Raw genomic sequence first — 16,119 nt, 5'->3', positions numbered from 1 at the left:
TCTAGCCGCCCTCGATACTCTGTCAGGGTCGCGTCGCACGAGGGACGGAAGGGACGTCCACCCCGGCCAGCGCTCCGGCGAAATCGGCCCACAGGTCCTCCGGGTGCTCGATGCCCACGGCCACCCGCACGGTGCCCGCGCCGATCCCGGCCGCCGCCAACTCGGCCTCGCCCAGTTCGCGGTGGGAGGTGGAGGCCGGGTGGGTCACCAGCGTCTCCACCCCGCCGAGCGAGAGCGCCAGCGAGGCCAGCCGCACCCCCTCCACGAACCGCCGCCCGGCCGCCCGGCCACCGGCCAGGTCGAAGGCCAGCACCCCGCCGTAGCCGTCGAGCACCCGAGAGGCGACGGCATGGCTCGGGTGGGTGGGCAGCCCCGGCCAGTGCACGGCGGACACCGCCGGGTGAGCGGCCAGCCGTTCGGCCAGCAGCGCCGCCCCCGCGCAGTGCTGGCGCATCCGCAGCGGCAGGGTCTGCATCCCGCGCAGGGTGAGCCAGGCCGCGAACGGGTCGGCGGTGGCGCCGAGTTCGACCGCCCGGCCCCAGACCTCACGGTGCAGGGCGGCGTCCGCGAAGACCAGCGCTCCGCCGATCACGTCCGAGTGGCCGGCCAGGTACTTGGTGGTGGAGTGCACCACCAGATCGGCGCCCTGCTCGATCGGGCGGCAGAGCAGCGGCGAGGCCAGCGAGTTGTCCACCACCCCGAGCAGCCCGGCCGCCCGGCCCGCCGCGAGCATCGCGGGCAGGTCGCTCACCTGGGTCATCGGGTTGGCGATGGTCTCCAGGTAGAGCAGCCTGCTGGTCGGCCGCACCACCTCGGCCACCTCGGCCGGGCTCTCCCCGGCGATGGAGGTCACCTCGATGCCGTACCGGGCCGCCAGGTCGCCCAGCACGGCGAAGGTGCCGCCGTACAGGCAGCGTTGGGCCACCACGTGGTCGCCCGGGCGCAGCAGGGCGAGCAGCGCGGCACTGATCGCACCCATCCCGGAGGCGGTGGCGATCGCGGCGGCCCCGCCCTCCAGCTCGGCCAGCGCCGTCTCCAGCGCGCGGGTGGTGGGGTTGCCCCGGCGGGTGTAGACGAAGGCGCCCTCGGGGCCGGCCATCGCCCCGGCGATCTCCTCGGCGCTCTCGAAGGCGAAGCCGGAGGTCTGGTAGATCGGCGGGCTGAGCGGTCGGCCGCCCGCGAGCGGTGGCACCACGGGGTGCACGGCCTTGGTCTCCGGGCGCAGCTCCCGGCCGGGCGCGTGGGGGTCGGCAGTCTCGGTGGTCATGCCGGACAGGATGCGCGCCGAGAGCCCGTCGGAACGGCCCCTCCGACCGGGCTTCGTCAAGTCGCCCACCGGAAGGCGGCGCTGACCAACCATGCTGACCAGCCATGATGCGCCGATCTCGTCGGATACCGTACCCCCCTGAGGTATTTAGCCAACTCGACGCAGCCGCCCCGCGCGCCTTCCCGGCCGCTCCGCGGACGGTCTACGATGTGGGCCGAACCGACGGGAGGCCACGGTGGGGGGAGCGGACGCGGTGAGGGGAGCCGAGGTGCGGCGGCTGGGCGAGCTGGAGGCCGAGATCATGGACCGCCTGTGGAGTTGGGGCCGGCCGGCCACCGTGCGCGAGGTGGTCGACGACCTCAACCGCAAGCGCCCGCTGGCGTACACCACCGTCATGACGGTGGCCGACATCCTCTTCCACAAGGGCCTGCTGCGCCGGGAGAAGGAGCGCCGGGCCTGGCTCTACGAGCCCACCCGCAGCCGCGAGTCGTACACCGCCGCACTGATGCAGGACGCGCTCGGCGTGAGCGCCGACCGCTCCAGCGCGCTGGCCCACTTCGTCGAGCGGATCACGCCGGACGAGCAGGAGGCCCTGCGGCAGGCGCTGCACTCGCTCACCCAGGGTGCCCCGGCCGCACCAGCCGCCGGTGCGCCCGGTGCGAGTGCCGCCGCCACCGGTGCGACCGCCGCCGACGGCTCCGGCGAGCAGGAGTGATCGGCTCCCTCGTCCTGGCGGGGTACGCGGCGCTGATCGGGTGCGCGGTGCCCGGGCGGCTGGCCCGGGCCGCCTGGGTGGAGCGCGCGCCCCGGATCGCCGTGCTGCTCTGGCAGGCGCTGATGGTCTCCTTCGTGGTCTCGCTGGCCCTGGCCTGGTACCACCTGCCCGCCTCCAGCGAGCACCTGCACGGCCTGCTCGGCACCGCCGCCGCCCGGCTGGACGACCCGGACTCCGCCCCGCACGGCGCCGAGGGCCTCGACGTGCTGGTGCCGATCGGGCTCACCGCGCTCTGGCCGGCCGCCTGGTTCGGCTGGGTCACCCTGGAGGCCCGCCGCCGGCGCGGCCGGCACGCCGAACTGCTCGAACTGGTCGGCCGCCCGGCCCCGGAGCTGCGCGCGGTGGTGCTCGACCACGAGACCCCCGCCGCGTACTGCCTGCCCGGCCGCCGCCCGCGGGTGGTGCTCACCAGCGGCGCCCTGAACGCGCTGACCACCGCCCAGCTCCAGGCCGTGCTCGCCCACGAGCGGGCCCACCTGACCGGCCGGCACCACCTGGCCACCGCCGCCGTGGAGGCCTTCGCCCGGGCCTTCCCCGGGCTCCCGCTGGCCACCGCGGCCCGGGAGAGCACGGCCGAGCTGCTCGAGATGGTCTGCGACGACCGCGCGCTGCGCAGCAGCTCGGCGCGGGCGCTGGCGGACGCGATGTGCGAGGTCGCCGCGGGCGGCGTGCCCCGGGCCGCCTTCGCGGCCGGGAGCGCGGCGGTGCTCACCCGCCTGCGGCGGCTGCTGCGGCCCTCGGCCCCGCTGCACCCGGCCGTACGGGGCGGCATCCTGCTGCTCGGGCTGGTGGCGGCCGCCCTGCCGTACTTCATGACCTGCGGGCCCGTGGTGGGCTGAGCGGTGGGCTGAGCTCCGCCTTGCCGCTGACGGCCGGTCGCACCTCGGTGCGGCCGGCCGTCCTGCTGCCCGGACCATACCGGCACCCCGTCTCCGTCAGGTCTTCCAATTACCCTAGGGGGGTATGGTACTGTCGCGACAGCGGATCGGCCCCGAACGGCCCCTCCGGGGCCGGGTTCGTCCGAAGACGAGTACGTGCGAGCACTTGCGACAAGGGAGCAGCAGATGTCCGAGAACCTCCTGATCGAGACCGCCGAGTCGACCGGCTCCTGCTGCGGCTCCTGCGGCACGGCCCCCGCCGTCGAGGAGGCCGCCACCGGCGCCGTCCGCGAGGTCTACCTGGTGACCGGCATGACCTGCGGCCACTGCGTCAGCTCGGTGACCGCCGAGGTGAGCAAGCTGGCGGGCGTCACCAAGGTGGCCGTGGACCTCGCCACCGGCCAGGTCACCGTCGACTCCGCCGCCGCGCTGGACCGGGCCGAGGTGGCCGCCGCCGTCGACGAGGCCGGCTACGAGCTCGCCTGACACCCCCTGAACCCGGCCGGGCCGGCGGAGTCCCCCCGTACCCCGTCGGCCCGGTCGACCAGCACCCGGCCGCGCTCAGCGGTCGACATCCCCTTGAACGGCCCCTCGTGCACGCCGAGGAGGAGAGATGGCCACCAGCACGGCCACCGACACTCCCGGCGTGGTGGGACGGCGGGCCCTGACCCAGGCCCTCGGCTTGGCCGCCGTCCCGGCGGTCGCCCTCGGTCTGGGCCGGTTCGCGTAGGCGCTCGTGCCGCCCGCGATGCGGGCCGAGCCGCACTGGTCACTGGCCACCGCAGGGGCGCTCAGCACGGCCAACGCCGTGGGCTACCCGCTGGGGGCGCCGGCCACTCCCGTACTGACGGCCCGGGCGGGCGAGCGGGCGGCCCTGCTCGGCGGCTACGCCCTCGACGGCGCCGGGTACATCGCCTCCATGACCTCCCTCGTGGCCTACCTGCGCCAGGGCGGGGCCTCGGCGGCAGAGCGGTGGGCTGGAGCCCGGTGCCGGCCCGGCCCGGCGGTGGGCTCGGGGCCGCCCTGCTGATTGGCCTGGCCTGGCCGGTCTGGCGCGGCCCTGCCGCTGGTCGGCCGGGGGTGGACGGTGGCCGTGCTCTCGGCGCTGGTCTTCGGCGCGGTCTTCCTCTCCGTGGTGACCACCGTGACCGCAGCCGCCCGCACCGCACTCCCCGAACGGCACTGGACCGCCGCGATCACGGGCCTGACCACGGCCTTCGCCCTCGGCCAGCGCCTGGGCCCGGTGCCGGCCGGCGCCCTCTCCGACGGACCCGGCGGCACCGCCGCCGGGCTGGCCACCGGGGCCGCCCCGCTCGCCCTGGGTGCGCTGGTCGCCTGGGCCCAGCCGGGCCGCGTCCGGCGCTCTCGGATACCACCCCCGGGTACAGTAGGCTGAAACCCGGGACGCATCTGCTGGTAGTCGGCACCCCGCCGGGAGACGAAGGAGCGGAGATGGCCTCGGTCAGCTACACCAACAACAAGGACGACGTCCTCAAGCGCCTGCGCCGGATCGAGGGCCAGATCCGGGGTCTGCAGCGGATGGTGGAGAGCGACACCTACTGCATCGACATCCTGACCCAGGTCTCCGCGAGCACCCGCGCCCTCCAGTCCTTCGCCCTCCAGCTCCTCGAGGAGCACCTCGCGCACTGCGTCAGCCGGGCCGTCGCCGAGGGCGGCGACGAGGCCAACCTCAAGCTCAAGGAAGCCAACGACGCGATCGCCCGCCTCGTCCGCTCCTGACCCCTCCCGGCCGGTCCGACCCTCTCCGCTCCCGTTCTCGCCCCACTCCCCGCCTCCCCCGCGCGCCTACGACACACCGGGCGGCGGTAGCGGTAGCTTCCGGTAGGTCCCTGTCCGTCCGCGTACCGAGGAGGCCACCATGCCCGTCGACCCGACCGATCCCGAGACGTTCGAAGACGACGAGCTCGACGCGGTGGACCCGGAGGCGCCCGAGGCCGACGCCGCCGAGCAGCACACCGATCTCGCCCCCACCCGGGACGAACCGCTCAGCCACGTCGACCCGGACACGGCCAACGAGGCCGACCGCGCCGAGCAGGCCCGCGTGGTCGAGCTCGACGAGGACGACTACCGCTGACCCGCCCGCCGACGCAGGTCCGGGTGGCTCAGGCGTGCCGGAGGGCGGCGCCGGTCACCTTGCCGGGCTCGAACACCGCTGCGGCCACCCGGAGTTCGGGGGTCAGTGCGCCCCAGACCTCGTCCAGCAGCTGCGCGCCGTCCGCTGCCCCGGTGCGGGTCTCGTGGTACGGCTCGGCGGTGGCGACCTGCTCGCCGTCCGAGCGGTAGGTGGTCATCAGCACCGCGTCACCGGGGGCCAACTCCCGTACCGCCAGGGTGAGCAGGTCGGTGGCGGTCCGGCCGCCCCGGCTGCGGCGGGCCGCGCCGAACCAGGCGAGCTCGCCCGCCCGGTCGGCCACCACGGTGATCCGGGGCGTGAAGATCGGCGGGTCCGGCTCGTACGCGAGGTCGGCCAGCGCCTCGCCTGGGCCCTGTCCGGCCTCCAGCCGGTCGGCGACCACGGCCACCTGCTCGCCATTGCCGTATACCAGCCAGCGGCCGGCCTCGCGGGCCGCCGCGTAGTGCCGCAGCGGGTCGTGCGCGGTCTCGTCGGTCGGCGAGACGGTCAACCCGGCGCCGTCCAGACGGAGTTCGCGGGCCCGGGAGGCCGCGCTGCGGCCGGTCAGGAAGTAGCCGCCGTGCAGCGCCCCGTCCGCCGTCCGAGCCCAGAGCACCCCGCGTCCCGGATAGCGGTTCCCCGACAGCACCTGCGCCAGACCGTCCACCGGCCGGCCCCCTCTCGTCCTGGGCGCGGCAAGATCACCGCGCCCTGACATTCAACCGCATCTGCGCCGGTCAACGCTTCGGGGGCTCCTGCGGCGGGCTGGGGTTGCCGGTGGGCGGCGGCGGGTTGCGCGGGCCGGGCGGGGGCGGGGGTGCGCCGCCGATGCCGGAGTCGGTGCCGCTGGGCTCGCGCTGCGGGCTGACCAGGCGCGGCGCGAGGCCGAGTTCGACCGGCCCGGAGGGGAACGGCGGGGCGGTCGGGTGGGTGCCCCGGCTCGGGCCGCGCGAACCGCGCCGCCCACCGGGCCAGCTGGGCCCCCTCGCTCCGGGGGGAGGCATCTTGCTCATCCGGCCGGCCTTTCTCTGGGTCTCGCTAGGTCTCTCTGCGTCGAGCTGCGTCGAGCCGGGGCCACCCCCTTCCCGGCGGGCCCGGCTGCCCCCAGCATCGCAGAGCCGCCCCGCCCGCCGCCGGTCAACGGCCACGGTTCACCCCCGCCACTACCCCCGGCCGCTCCTCGGCGCCCACTCTCCTGCCGGGCTACTCCTCGATCGCGCCGCCGATCGCCCGCAGGTGGTCGCGGAAGCTGTACTCCGGCCGCCGGGCGCGTTCCTCCAGGTAGGCGGCGAAACGGAGTTGGGCCCGCAGCGGAACCCCGGCCCGGATCCTGGCGGCCTGCCGGCGCTCGGTGTCGCGGATCGACTCGGCCAGTACGAAGAGCCGCTCGGCCTCGGCCGCCGGGAGGAAGAGCACGCCGTCCTCGTCCGCCAGCACGAGATCCGCACGGGTGACCGTGCACTCCCCCACCCGCGCGGCCGTCAGCGCGTCGGCCGGGCGCGGGTCGAGCCGGAGCGGGCCGGTGGGGAGGGCGCCGAGACTGAACACCGGCAGCCCGATCGCCCGGCAGTCGGCGGTGTCCCGGTGCAGGCCCCAGACCACCAGGCCGGCCAGCCCGGCGGCCCTCGCCTCCAGCACCACCAGGTCGCCGACGCAGGACTCGTCCACCCGGCCGCCGTTGTCCACCACCAGCACGTCGCCCGGGTCGCTGTGCTCCATCGCCTCCAGGAAGACGTCCACGCTGCCCGCGTGCCGGGCGGGCAGCGCCCGCCCGGCCAGCCGGGCGCCCGGCACCACCGCGCTCAGCTCCGCGCAGCGCACCGCCACATCGGCCCGCACGCACGCGTCGGCCAGGTGGGCGGTGGTCAACGCGGCAAAACGGCGCCGCAGCTCGGCTGAATCCATGGTGGTGGGCTCTCCTCGTCCAGACCTCGGTGGTGCGGTGACGGGAAAGGACTACCCCCTCGGCGGGCCGCGGAACAAGGTCATTCGGGGCAAGGTCCGTCAGGACAAGATCATTCGGGGCAGGGTCAGCGGAGCAGGGTGTCCAGGAACGGATTGCCGAAGACCCGGGCCGGGTCGTACCCGTCCAGGGTGGCCACCGCCTCGTCCCAGCCGGGGGCACCCGGGGCGCGGAGGCTGGCCGGGATGGTGCGGCCGAGCACGTCCGGATCGGCCCAGGCGGCATCGGCGGTGTAGGCCCAGCCCTTGGACCACTCCACCCGCAGGCCGGCCCGGGTGCCGTCGAACAGCCCGAACAGGTACTGCTCGATCTCCCGGCAGAAGGCGTGCAGACCGGGGGTGCCGGGCAGCGTCAGGATGTCCAGCCAGACGGCGGTGTCCCACTCCGGGTGGTCGGCGTGCGGGCGCAGCGCGGAGAGCAGCGGCGGCCGGGCCCCGGGCACCCCGCAGGCCGCCGGGTCGTCCAGGCCGGTGACCCGGATCTCCACCGCGCCGTTCATCGGGTACTCGCCGCGCGCCTGGTAGGCCGCGAGCAACTGCTGGTAGTACGTGGTGAACCGGGAGATCGCCCACTGCACGTCCGAGCGGCGGCAGTGGATCGCGTACCCGTTCGCGGTGACCCGCAGGGTGGTCGGGCGGACGTACTGGAGCAGGTGCCGGGAGGCGCCCCACAGGTCGGAGCGGAGGCCGCCGGCCAGCAGGTGGGTGAGGGTGTCGCCGCTGAGCAGGCTGCGCAGCAGGCCGGGGGCGAGCAGCAGGTCGGTCAGGTCTCCGGTGAGGCCGATCTTGGTGATCAGGAACTGGAGCTGGCCGAAGAGCGGGGCCAGCCCCCAGGAGCCGCCGATGAGCTGCCCGGCCAGATCGGCCACGGGCTGCGGGATGTTATCCGAGAACGGGTAGTTGTAGGGCGCCGAGACCTCGTGCGCGAAGAGCGGCTTGCCGGGGGTGGGCTGCCAGGTCTTCAGCCAGGGGTTGTCGGTGAAGGCGAACCAGATCGCCTCGACCCGGCCGGTGCTCGCCAGGAAATCCGCGAACGTCCGCCCGCCGGCGGCGGCGGAGCTGCCCGGGGCGGCGAACAGCTCGGTGGCGGGCACGTCGACCCGGCTGAGGCAGCGCAGATTGGCGTCGGGCGCGGCCCGGAGCACCACCTCGGTCAGGAAGGCCCGGCCCAGGTGCACCAGGAAGGCCGCCGCGTCGGCCTCCGAGCGGTCGAAGGTGCGCAGCACGTACCGCCCGGCGCCGGCGTCGTGCACCACGGCGGTGAGGGAGAGCACCTGGTTGCTCAGACTGCCGAAGCCCTGGCCGGGCTGGGGCGTCTCGCCGACGGCCGGGACGGCCGTGCCGTGGCCGCCGATGGCCAGCGCGCCGCCGACCGTGAGATCGCCCGGCGCCGGGCAGGCGGCCACCCCGAGGCCCTGACCGGCCAGGAAGGCCAGCAGATCCTCCATCGAGGCGCCGGTCTGGGCCCGGACGGCCGCACCGCCGAAGCCGCTCGCCAGGCTCAGGGCGGTGAGCGAGCGGGTGGTGTCCACCAGCAGCACCTTGGTGTCGGAGGGCGTGCCCGCCGCCACCGTGAACGGCGCCCAGCCGTGCCGCTGCCCTTGGGCCCGCAGCCGCCAGCCGTTGGCCGCCGCCCAGTCGGCCAGGTCGGCCACCTGCTGCGGGGCGGCCGGGGCGCAGACCCAGAGCGGACTGGTGCGGATCTCCCCCGCCCAGTTCTCGTACACCTGCTGGTACGGCACCAGAGCGCCGGGCAGCACCGGCGCCGTGCCCACCGCCTCGGCGCTCTCCGGCCCCACCGTGCCGCGCAGCAGCCAGACCGCCCCGCCGGCCGCCGAGGCCGCGAGCAGCCGCCGCCTGCTCAGCCCGTCCGTACCCCGCTCCGCCGCACCCTGCCCGGCCATGCCCCACCCCTCGCCCTGTCGGATCGTCAGTTCCGCCAGTGACGCTAGGCGCTGCACCGGGCCGATCGGGCTCGAATTGATCAGCATCACTCGAACGAGTGATCAGATCCGGCGCGGGTTCACCCTGGAGAGGCGGATCGGCCTCTCGGCCGGGCCAGGCCGGCCCCTCGCCCGGGTCAGGCCCGGCGCGGGCGGCAGCGCGTCGGTGCGGGCCGGTGCGAGCCGGCTCCCCTGCGGGCGGGCGGCCATGGCACTCCGGGGAGGGAGCGGGGCCGCCGGGGAGCGGCGCGGGCCTCAGCTGCCGTCCGCCGGGCTGAGCAGCTCGTACACCAGGGCGACCAGCTCGGCCGGGTCGGCCTCGGTGAGGGTCGGGAAGGCGCCGCTGCTGCGGCCCATCAGGATGCCCGCGAAGGCCGCCACGGCGAGTTCGGCGCGGAGCTGCGGGTCGTCCAGGCCGTCCCGGCGGAAGCGCTCGCGCAGGGGGTCGACCAGGCGGAAGTGCAGCTGGCTCTGGGCGGCCTGCTGGACCTCCGGGTCCTGGTAGGGCGTCGAGGCGACCCGGAAGCCCGGGCCGGGCCCGCGGCGGCCCACCTGGTCGAGCAGCCAGCGCAGCCGGTCCCGGTCCAGCAGGTCGGCGGGCGGGGTGGAGCCGAACTCGGCGTTCAGGGCGGCGATGTAGAGCTGCGTCTTGCCGCCGTAGTAGCGCGCGATCAGGGTCGGGTCCACCCCGGCCAGCTCACCGATCTCGCGGGTGGTGGTCCGGTCGTACCCGCGCTCGGTGAAGAGCTGGCGGGCCGCCGCCAGCAGCAGCTCCCGGCTCCGGGCCGAATCCCGCCGCCGAGCGGGCTTGGCGACGGGCTCGGCGGGCCGCTCGGCGGTATCGGCGGCGGCGGTACCGGCGGCGGCGGTACCGGCCGCAGCGGTACCGGCTGCAGCGGCGTCGGCTGCGGTGGTGCGCGCAGCGGTGCCGGCGGAGCTTTCGGCCGAGGCGTCGGCGGCGGCGCCAGCGATCGTCTCGGCGGCGGCGCCAGCGACCGTCTCGGCAGCCGCGTCAGCGGCCGTCTCGGCAGCGGATCCGACGGCTTCGGCGGTGGTTTCGACGGCTTCGGCGGCGGGGAGGTCGGTCACTTGGCTACCGTACGCCCTGCCGGGGCGGGGGCGGCCCCGGCGGCGACCGGAGTGGTGGGCGGTGTGGCCGCGCGGCGCGGGAGGACGACGGCGACCACGGCCGCCAGCAGCGAGACCGCGCCGCCGATCAGGGCGGCGGTGGTGTAGCCCGAGTCGCTCGGGAGCACGGCGCCGGGGGCGGTGTGCGCCTGCAGGACGGCCGCGCTCAGCGCGCTGCCGGTGGAGTAACCGACGTAGCGCAGCACCTGGTTGAAGCTGATCGCGCTGCCGGTCTCGGCGGCCGGCACCGCGCCGACGATCAGGCCGGGCATCACCGCGAACGTGCAGCCGACGCCGAGGCCCGCCACCGCCATGACGACCAGCACCTCCCACTGCTGGCCGCGCAGGCCGGCGAAGCCGAGCAGCGAGGCCAGGCAGACCAGGCAGCCGAGCGGCAGCACGGCCGCGGCCGAGAGCCGCCGGGCCAGCAGCGGCAGCACCTTGCCGGTGAGCACGCTGGCCACCGAGAAGGGCAGCAGCACCAGGCCGGTCACCACCACCGAGGCGCCGAAGCCGTAGCCGGCCGCCTTCGGGGTCTGCACGAAGCGGGTGACCAGGGCGATCAGCAGGTACATCCCGACCCCGGCGACCAGGCCGGTGACGTTGGCCGTGAGCACGGTGCGGTGGCGCACCAACCGCAGGTCGACCAGCGGGTGCGCGGTGCGCAGCTCGTGCCGGACCCAGCCGGCCAGCAGCAGCACGGCCGCGGCGCCGAGCAGCAGCAGGCGCGGCGAGCCCCAGCCCCAGGTCTCGCCCTGGCTGAGCACCAGCAGCAGGCCGGCCAACGCGACGCCGAGCAGCAGGGCGCCGGGGGCGTCCAGCGGGCGCCGGGCCCGGACGGGGGTGGGTGGCAGTACCAGGGCGGCGGCAGTGAAGGCCACCGCGGCGATCAGCGCGGCGAACCAGAAGCCGGCCGAGACGCCGAAGGCCTCGGTGATCACGCCGGTCAGCGGGTAGCCGAGGCCGACGCCCGCGACGGTGGTGATCGAGAGCAGCGCCACGGCGGAGCGGGAGCGCTCCTCGGAGAGGCTGTCCCGGGCGGTGGCGATGGCCAGCGGGGTCAGCCCGAGGCCGACGCCCTGCAGGCCGCGGCCGACCACCAGCCAGCCGAAGCCCAGCGGGAGGGCGGCCAGCACGCTGCCGACCAGCACCAGGGCCGAGCCGCAGAGCACCACGGCCCGCCGCCAGGGGCCGTCGCCGAGCCGCCCCATGGTGGGGGTGGCCACCGCGCCGACCAGCAGGGTGATGGTGAGCGACCACTGCGCGCTCGCGGGCGAGACGTGGTCCCGCGCGGCGATCGTGGGCACCAGCGGCGCTCCGAGGCTGCTGACCACCGAGACCACCAGCCCCAGGAACACCAGCACCGGCACCAGCGCCCGCTTGCGCCACCCGTCCCGACCGTCGTCCATCGTCCACCCCTCGCGGCAGTTCCGTGCCACCGGGCGATGTCTTCGCCCGATGTCTTCAAGTGATGACAAACGATACCCGGCGCCCGGCAGGCTGGGAACGGGGGTCTTGGCGGTGCTTGGCGGTGTGACGAAGACCCGCCAGGGCGTACGGAAGCGCACGGGTGCCCCGACCTACGGAAACGGGCCGGGGCCGACGCCGCCGGCAGACGCCTCCCCTCGTGGGCGTCTGACTGCGGTGCCGGCCCCGGCCCTGGCTTCGGTGGTGGGGTCAGGCGGTGGTGCGGTACGTGAGGTGGACGACTCCGGTGCTGAAGGTGGTGAAGTCGACCAGCTCGAGCGGGTAGCGCGCGGTGTCGGCCTCGTCGAAGAGGCGGCGGCCGGCGCCGACCACGATCGGGTGGACCATCAGCGAGAGCTCGTCGAGCAGGCCCTGCGCCAGCAGCCAGCGGACCAGCGTCACGCTCCCGGTCACCGAGATGTCCCCGCCCGGGTGCCGCTTCAGCTCACCGATCCGCTCGGCCAGGCCGGGCCCGGCGAGCAGGGTGGTGTTCTGCCAGTCGGCGACCCCCAGGGTGCCGGAGACCACGTACTTGGGGATGCCGTTGATCCGGTCCGCGAACGGCACCTCGCTGCCCTGGTGCGCCCAGTGCGCGGCGAACTCCTCGTAGGTGGCGCGGCCGAGCAGCATGGTGTCGGCCGCCTGGATCTGCGCACCCAGCGCGCGGCCCAACTCCTCGTTCAGATAAGGGAAGTGCCAGCGCTCCGGAGCTTCCACCACCCCGTCGAGCGAGACGAACAACCCGGCGGTGAGCTTCTTCACGGACCTGCCCCTGTCCTCTCCGGTCGGCTGCGCCCAGCCTCGTGCACCCCGCCACCTCGAACAACGCGCTTCTCTGGAACAATCGATCAGCCTGACTGAACGGTGCGCCGGGCACCGATCTGACGGAGTGACCGATCGGTGGCTGGACGAGCGGAGGACGGCATGGCAGCGGGGCTGGAGCGGCACGAGCTGGAGGTCTTCCTTACCCTGGCGGAGGAGCTGCACTTCGGCCGCACCGCCGACCGGCTGCTGGTCTCCCGCGCGCACGTCAGCCAGACCCTGCAGAAGCTCGAGCGCCGGATCGGCGCCCCGCTCTTCCTGCGCACCAGCCGCACCGTCGGCCTCACCCCGCTCGGCAGCCGGCTGGCCGAGGACCTGGCTCCCCTGCACCGCGCGATGGCGGATGCCGTCGAGCGCGCCGTGGCCACCGCGCGCGGCATCAACGGGACCCTGCGGGTCGGGTTCGTCGGGGCGCTCTGGGGGCAGCTGTTCGGCGCGGCGGCGGACGCCTTCCAGGCCGCCCGGCCGGGCTGCGTGATCGAGCTGCGCGAGGTGCCGTTCGGAGTCGGACAGGAGCCGCTGCGCACCGGCGAGATCCAGCTGAGCAACGTGAGCTTCCCGTTCGACGCCCCGGACATGAGCGTCAGCGAGGCCCTGGTCACCGAGGGGCGGGTGCTCGCCGTCTCGGCCAAGCACCCTTTCGCCCGCCGCCCGGCGGTCTTCCTGGAGGACATGGCCGAGGTCACCATGCTCACCATCCCGACCTTGTCCGTCCGCTGGTCCAGGGCCCGCGCCCCGCTCACCACCCCGAGCGGCCGCCCGATCCCCCAGGGGCCGCCCGTGGCCTCGATGCAGGAGCTGCTCGCCCTGGTCGCGGCCGGCAAGGGCGCCTTCCCGGTCGGCGCCCAGATGAACCGGTTCTACCTGCGCCCCGACGTCGCCTACGTGCCGATCGAGGACGCGCCGCCGCTCACCTGGGGCCTGGTCTGGCGGACCGGCACCGAGACCCCACTGCTGCGCGACTTCGCCGCCACCGTCGCCGAGCTCGCACCCGCCCACGCCTGAGGCACCCTCAGTTGCTCCAGACCGTGACGTTCAGCACCTCGAAGGGCGCGGGCGTGGTGACCACCGAGGAGACCGTGATGCCCAGCATCAGCCCCGGCTCGATGTAGCAGAACGCCGCTCCGGCGAAGATCGGCTGCGAGCCGATGAACTCCGTGTCGGCCGCGCACCCTTGATAGGTGGGAGTCGCCCCCGGAGTCGCCTGGAGCATCTTGCTGTCTCCCCCCGAGAAGTTCTCGTGGCCGTTGCTGAACAGCGCCCCACCGGAATTCGGCGTGAAGTCGCTCTGCTTCGGCGGGGAGGCCCCGAGCGGCACCTTGTAACCCGGAGGGAGTTTCACGGTGTACGAACCCAGCAGTTGGCCGCCCGTCGTGCCAGAAGGCGTGACCGGCAGGCTCGGCGGCGGGGTCGAGGGGGGAGTGACGCTCGGGGTGGGGGTGACGCTCGGGGCGACGGTGGGGCTGAGGGCGGGCGAGGTCGGCGGGGAGGCCGCGACGGTCGGGGTGGGGGTGACCACATGGCCGACCGCCGCGCCGCCGGCGAAGCTGGCGACGAGCGCGCCGATCACCGTGACGATTCCGTAGACGTTGTTCAGGATCTCCCTAATGTCACCGAGGACCGCAGCGAAACCCTTCTTCGGCCCGCCCAAGCCCGGCACTTCCGGAGCCCCCGGACCGGACGGCGGCTCGCCCTCCGGTCTCGGCCCCGCGTTGGGTTCTTCGCTCATGGCTTCCCTCCAATGGTGGGCAAAGCTCGACGAATCCAGAAAAACGGTAGCGGAGCCCCTCATCCCGCACGGGGAATCCCGGAAGCTCCGTGCATCGAATGGATAACGCCGCGTCAGGCCACGCCGGGCTGGTAGGCCAAATCCCGGATCCGGTTGACGAGTTGACACCGGCCCGGCTTGGATGATCACCGAAGGTGTCGGTGCGACCACGCCCGGCAGTGGCGGGAGGGGATCAACGGATGGCGATTCGACGGACCTTGGCGGCGGTCGGCGCAGCAGTGGCGGTACTGGTGGGCACGGTGGCGACCAGCGCGGCCCCGGCCTCGGCGCTGGCCCGACCGCAGGTCACCGCCGTCCGAGCCACGGCGGGCCTCCCCGCCGACCAGTGCTCGGCCATGTTCTACCAGGGCGACAAGCGGCTCGGCCCGGAGCAGCTGCCCACCGCGGGCCCGGTCGGCCGCGAGCTCTGGGGCTACCACCGCACCGGCGCGCTCTCCCAGCCGGACTTCCTGGCCACCTACTACGACGCCACGGCCGGCTCCTGGAAGTACCCGCCGCAGAACGGCTACCTGCTCACCCCCGACGGCAAGCCGGTCGAGCTGCAGCAGACCCTGCTGCCCGGCCAGCGGATCGACCGGTTCGGCAGCGAGTACGGCGCCTTCCTGGCCCCCGAGGGCCTGCCCTACGCCAACCGCTCGATCCCGCCGCAGAGTCTGGACGGCTCCCCGGCCGAGCTCTGCAACTACCACGACTACCAGGTGGTCAAGCCCTTCACGGTGGACGCCGGCCCGATCGCCCCGTGGTTCGGCCAGCCCGGCTTCGGCTGGCAGTACCAGCTGGACGCCGCCCTGCTGCCCGGCGGCCCGGACCGGCTGAACGTGCTCTGGCTGGTCGAGAACGGCTACCTCGCCCGGGTCTCCTGACCCGCCCCCGCACGGGGTCTATCCCCACCCGGCCGCACTCCTGATAATGCACATGACCACCAGTCCGACGGACAGGAGTGCGGCATGCGGGCGGAGCAGACCAACCGGAGCACGGTAAGCGCGGCGGGGCCGGTCTCCCGGCGCGCACTGCTGGCCGCCGGCCTCGCGGCGGGCGCCGCCGTGCTCGGCGCGGCCCCGGCGGCCCGGGCCGCCGGCACCCGACCCGCACTCCAACTCCCGTCCGGCGCCGACTGGATGGCCGCCCTGCCGGACAGCGCCCCGCTGGCCCGGCTCACCGTGCCCGGCACCCACGACACTTGCTCGCTCTACGGCGGCCCGATCACCCAGACCCAGACCCTCTCAGTGCCGGACCAACTGGCTGCCGGGGTAAGGTTCCTGGACATCCGGTGCCGGCTGGTCAACGGGGTCTTCGCGATCCACCACAGCCAGTTCTTCCAGAACATCTTCTTCGGCGACGTGCTCAACCAATGCCAGGCCTTCCTCGCCCAGCACCCGGGCGAGACCGTGCTGATGCGGGTCAAGCAGGAGTACTCCACCGAATCCGACCAGAGCTTCGGCGCCGTCTTCGCGGGCTACCAGAGCCGCTGGCCGCTGCTCTGGACCGAGCCGCACGTGCCCGCGCTCGGCGAGGTGCGCGGCCGGATCGTGGTGATCGCCGACAACGGCGGGGTGCCTGGCCTGCGGTGGGGCGGTGGCAACACCGACATCGAGGACGACTACGACATCGGCACCGTCTTCGAGTACAACTCCCGCAAGTGGCCCGAGGTCTCGGCCCACCTGGACGCCGCCCGGGCCGCCACCGACCCGCAGCGGCTCTACCTGAGCTTCACCTCCTCCTCCGGCTGGGGCCTCTGGCCCCGCCAGGCGGCCGACACCGCCGCCCCGAAGCTGGCCGCCTACCTCGGCGGCCTCGACCACGCGGCCCGGCCGGTGCTGGGCACGGTGCCGATGGACTTCGTGACGGCGGACTCGGTGCGGCCGCTCTACGCGCTCAACTTCGGCGCCTAAGCCCGCCCCCGGCGGCGGGGGCGATCCGGCCCCGCCTCCGACCGGGCCGGATCAGTCGAGGA

General features: G+C 74.7%; 19 protein-coding genes. 10 read left to right on the top strand and 9 right to left on the bottom strand.

What is annotated here, in order from left to right; translation table 11 throughout:
* Positions 1 to 22: 22 nt before the first annotated feature.
* Positions 23 to 1,267 carry a PLP-dependent aspartate aminotransferase family protein gene (locus tag CFP65_RS30320; protein WP_104819173.1) on the bottom strand — a complete coding sequence of 415 codons (1,245 nt, stop codon included), beginning with the start codon at positions 1,265 to 1,267 and terminating at the stop codon, positions 23 to 25.
* Between the two features lie 268 nt (positions 1,268 to 1,535).
* Here CFP65_RS30320 and CFP65_RS30315 point away from each other — a divergent pair, with 268 nt between their 5' ends.
* From CFP65_RS30315 to CFP65_RS30285, 7 genes are all read left to right on the top strand, one after another.
* On the top strand, positions 1,536 to 1,982 hold the full coding sequence (locus tag CFP65_RS30315) for a BlaI/MecI/CopY family transcriptional regulator (protein WP_104819172.1): 447 nt from the start codon (positions 1,536 to 1,538) through the stop codon (positions 1,980 to 1,982).
* Complete coding sequence (locus CFP65_RS30310; RefSeq protein WP_104819171.1) at positions 1,979 to 2,881, top strand: M56 family metallopeptidase; 903 nt, start codon at positions 1,979 to 1,981, stop codon at positions 2,879 to 2,881. Before CFP65_RS30315 ends, CFP65_RS30310 begins: the two co-directional genes overlap by 4 nt.
* Positions 2,882 to 3,106: 225 nt before the next feature.
* A complete protein-coding gene (locus tag CFP65_RS30305; protein WP_104819170.1) occupies positions 3,107 to 3,406 on the top strand; it encodes a cation transporter in 300 nt (99 codons plus the stop codon).
* 250 nt (positions 3,407 to 3,656) lie between these two features.
* Positions 3,657 to 3,950: a hypothetical protein gene (locus tag CFP65_RS30300; protein ID WP_158702434.1), complete on the top strand. Its 294-nt coding sequence runs from the start codon at positions 3,657 to 3,659 to the stop codon at positions 3,948 to 3,950.
* Positions 3,951 to 4,316: a YbfB/YjiJ family MFS transporter gene (locus tag CFP65_RS30295; RefSeq protein WP_104819168.1), complete on the top strand. Its 366-nt coding sequence runs from the start codon at positions 3,951 to 3,953 to the stop codon at positions 4,314 to 4,316.
* A 56-nt stretch (positions 4,317 to 4,372) separates the two neighbouring features.
* The gene (locus CFP65_RS30290) at positions 4,373 to 4,660 is read left to right on the top strand and encodes a metal-sensitive transcriptional regulator (protein WP_104819167.1); all 288 of its coding nucleotides are present in this window, start codon (positions 4,373 to 4,375) and stop codon (positions 4,658 to 4,660) included.
* A 139-nt stretch (positions 4,661 to 4,799) separates the two neighbouring features.
* Positions 4,800 to 5,015 (top strand): hypothetical protein, encoded by a 216-nt coding sequence (locus tag CFP65_RS30285; protein WP_104819166.1) that lies wholly within the window; start codon positions 4,800 to 4,802, stop codon positions 5,013 to 5,015.
* Positions 5,016 to 5,043: 28 nt separating this feature from the next.
* Here the strand turns inward: CFP65_RS30285 and CFP65_RS30280 are convergent, their stop codons facing one another.
* From CFP65_RS30280 to CFP65_RS30255, 7 genes are all read right to left on the bottom strand, one after another.
* Positions 5,044 to 5,721, bottom strand: a complete 678-nt coding sequence (locus CFP65_RS30280; RefSeq protein ID WP_104819165.1) for an IMP cyclohydrolase — start codon at positions 5,719 to 5,721, stop codon at positions 5,044 to 5,046.
* A 70-nt stretch (positions 5,722 to 5,791) separates the two neighbouring features.
* Positions 5,792 to 6,067 carry a hypothetical protein gene (locus CFP65_RS39315; RefSeq protein ID WP_158702433.1) on the bottom strand — a complete coding sequence of 92 codons (276 nt, stop codon included), beginning with the start codon at positions 6,065 to 6,067 and terminating at the stop codon, positions 5,792 to 5,794.
* Positions 6,068 to 6,257: 190 nt separating this feature from the next.
* Entirely contained in the window at positions 6,258 to 6,959 is a 702-nt protein-coding gene (locus tag CFP65_RS30275) for an RraA family protein (protein WP_104819164.1), read from the bottom strand.
* Positions 6,960 to 7,084: 125 nt separating this feature from the next.
* Positions 7,085 to 8,920, bottom strand: a complete 1,836-nt coding sequence (locus CFP65_RS30270; RefSeq protein WP_104821229.1) for a cholesterol oxidase substrate-binding domain-containing protein — start codon at positions 8,918 to 8,920, stop codon at positions 7,085 to 7,087.
* Positions 8,921 to 9,214: 294 nt separating this feature from the next.
* Positions 9,215 to 10,048 (bottom strand): TetR/AcrR family transcriptional regulator, encoded by an 834-nt coding sequence (locus CFP65_RS41350; RefSeq protein WP_254552643.1) that lies wholly within the window; start codon positions 10,046 to 10,048, stop codon positions 9,215 to 9,217.
* On the bottom strand, positions 10,045 to 11,496 hold the full coding sequence (locus tag CFP65_RS30260; RefSeq protein ID WP_104819163.1) for an MFS transporter: 1,452 nt from the start codon (positions 11,494 to 11,496) through the stop codon (positions 10,045 to 10,047). The genes CFP65_RS41350 and CFP65_RS30260 overlap by 4 nt, the downstream gene beginning before the upstream one ends.
* Positions 11,497 to 11,764: 268 nt before the next feature.
* Positions 11,765 to 12,316 (bottom strand): dihydrofolate reductase family protein, encoded by a 552-nt coding sequence (locus CFP65_RS30255; RefSeq protein WP_104819162.1) that lies wholly within the window; start codon positions 12,314 to 12,316, stop codon positions 11,765 to 11,767.
* A 162-nt stretch (positions 12,317 to 12,478) separates the two neighbouring features.
* Here CFP65_RS30255 and CFP65_RS30250 point away from each other — a divergent pair, with 162 nt between their 5' ends.
* A complete protein-coding gene (locus CFP65_RS30250; protein WP_174805581.1) occupies positions 12,479 to 13,381 on the top strand; it encodes a LysR family transcriptional regulator in 903 nt (300 codons plus the stop codon).
* A 7-nt stretch (positions 13,382 to 13,388) separates the two neighbouring features.
* On the opposite strand, the gene CFP65_RS30245 is transcribed toward CFP65_RS30250, so the two are convergent.
* Positions 13,389 to 14,105, bottom strand: a complete 717-nt coding sequence (locus tag CFP65_RS30245) for a hypothetical protein (RefSeq protein WP_158702432.1) — start codon at positions 14,103 to 14,105, stop codon at positions 13,389 to 13,391.
* Positions 14,106 to 14,344: 239 nt separating this feature from the next.
* On the opposite strand from CFP65_RS30245, the gene CFP65_RS30240 reads away from it, so the two are divergent.
* Together CFP65_RS30240 and CFP65_RS30235 are read left to right on the top strand one after the other, a co-directional pair.
* The gene (locus CFP65_RS30240) at positions 14,345 to 15,028 is read left to right on the top strand and encodes a TNT domain-containing protein (protein WP_104819160.1); all 684 of its coding nucleotides are present in this window, start codon (positions 14,345 to 14,347) and stop codon (positions 15,026 to 15,028) included.
* An 84-nt stretch (positions 15,029 to 15,112) separates the two neighbouring features.
* Positions 15,113 to 16,057, top strand: a complete 945-nt coding sequence (locus CFP65_RS30235; protein ID WP_104819159.1) for a phosphatidylinositol-specific phospholipase C — start codon at positions 15,113 to 15,115, stop codon at positions 16,055 to 16,057.
* The last annotated feature ends 62 nt before the right edge of the window (positions 16,058 to 16,119 follow it).

Source organism: Kitasatospora sp. MMS16-BH015 (genome assembly GCF_002943525.1).
Classification (GTDB): domain Bacteria; phylum Actinomycetota; class Actinomycetes; order Streptomycetales; family Streptomycetaceae; genus Kitasatospora.
The sequence above is the reverse complement of the archived record's forward strand: the minus strand, read 5'-3'. Positions and strand labels throughout refer to the sequence as shown.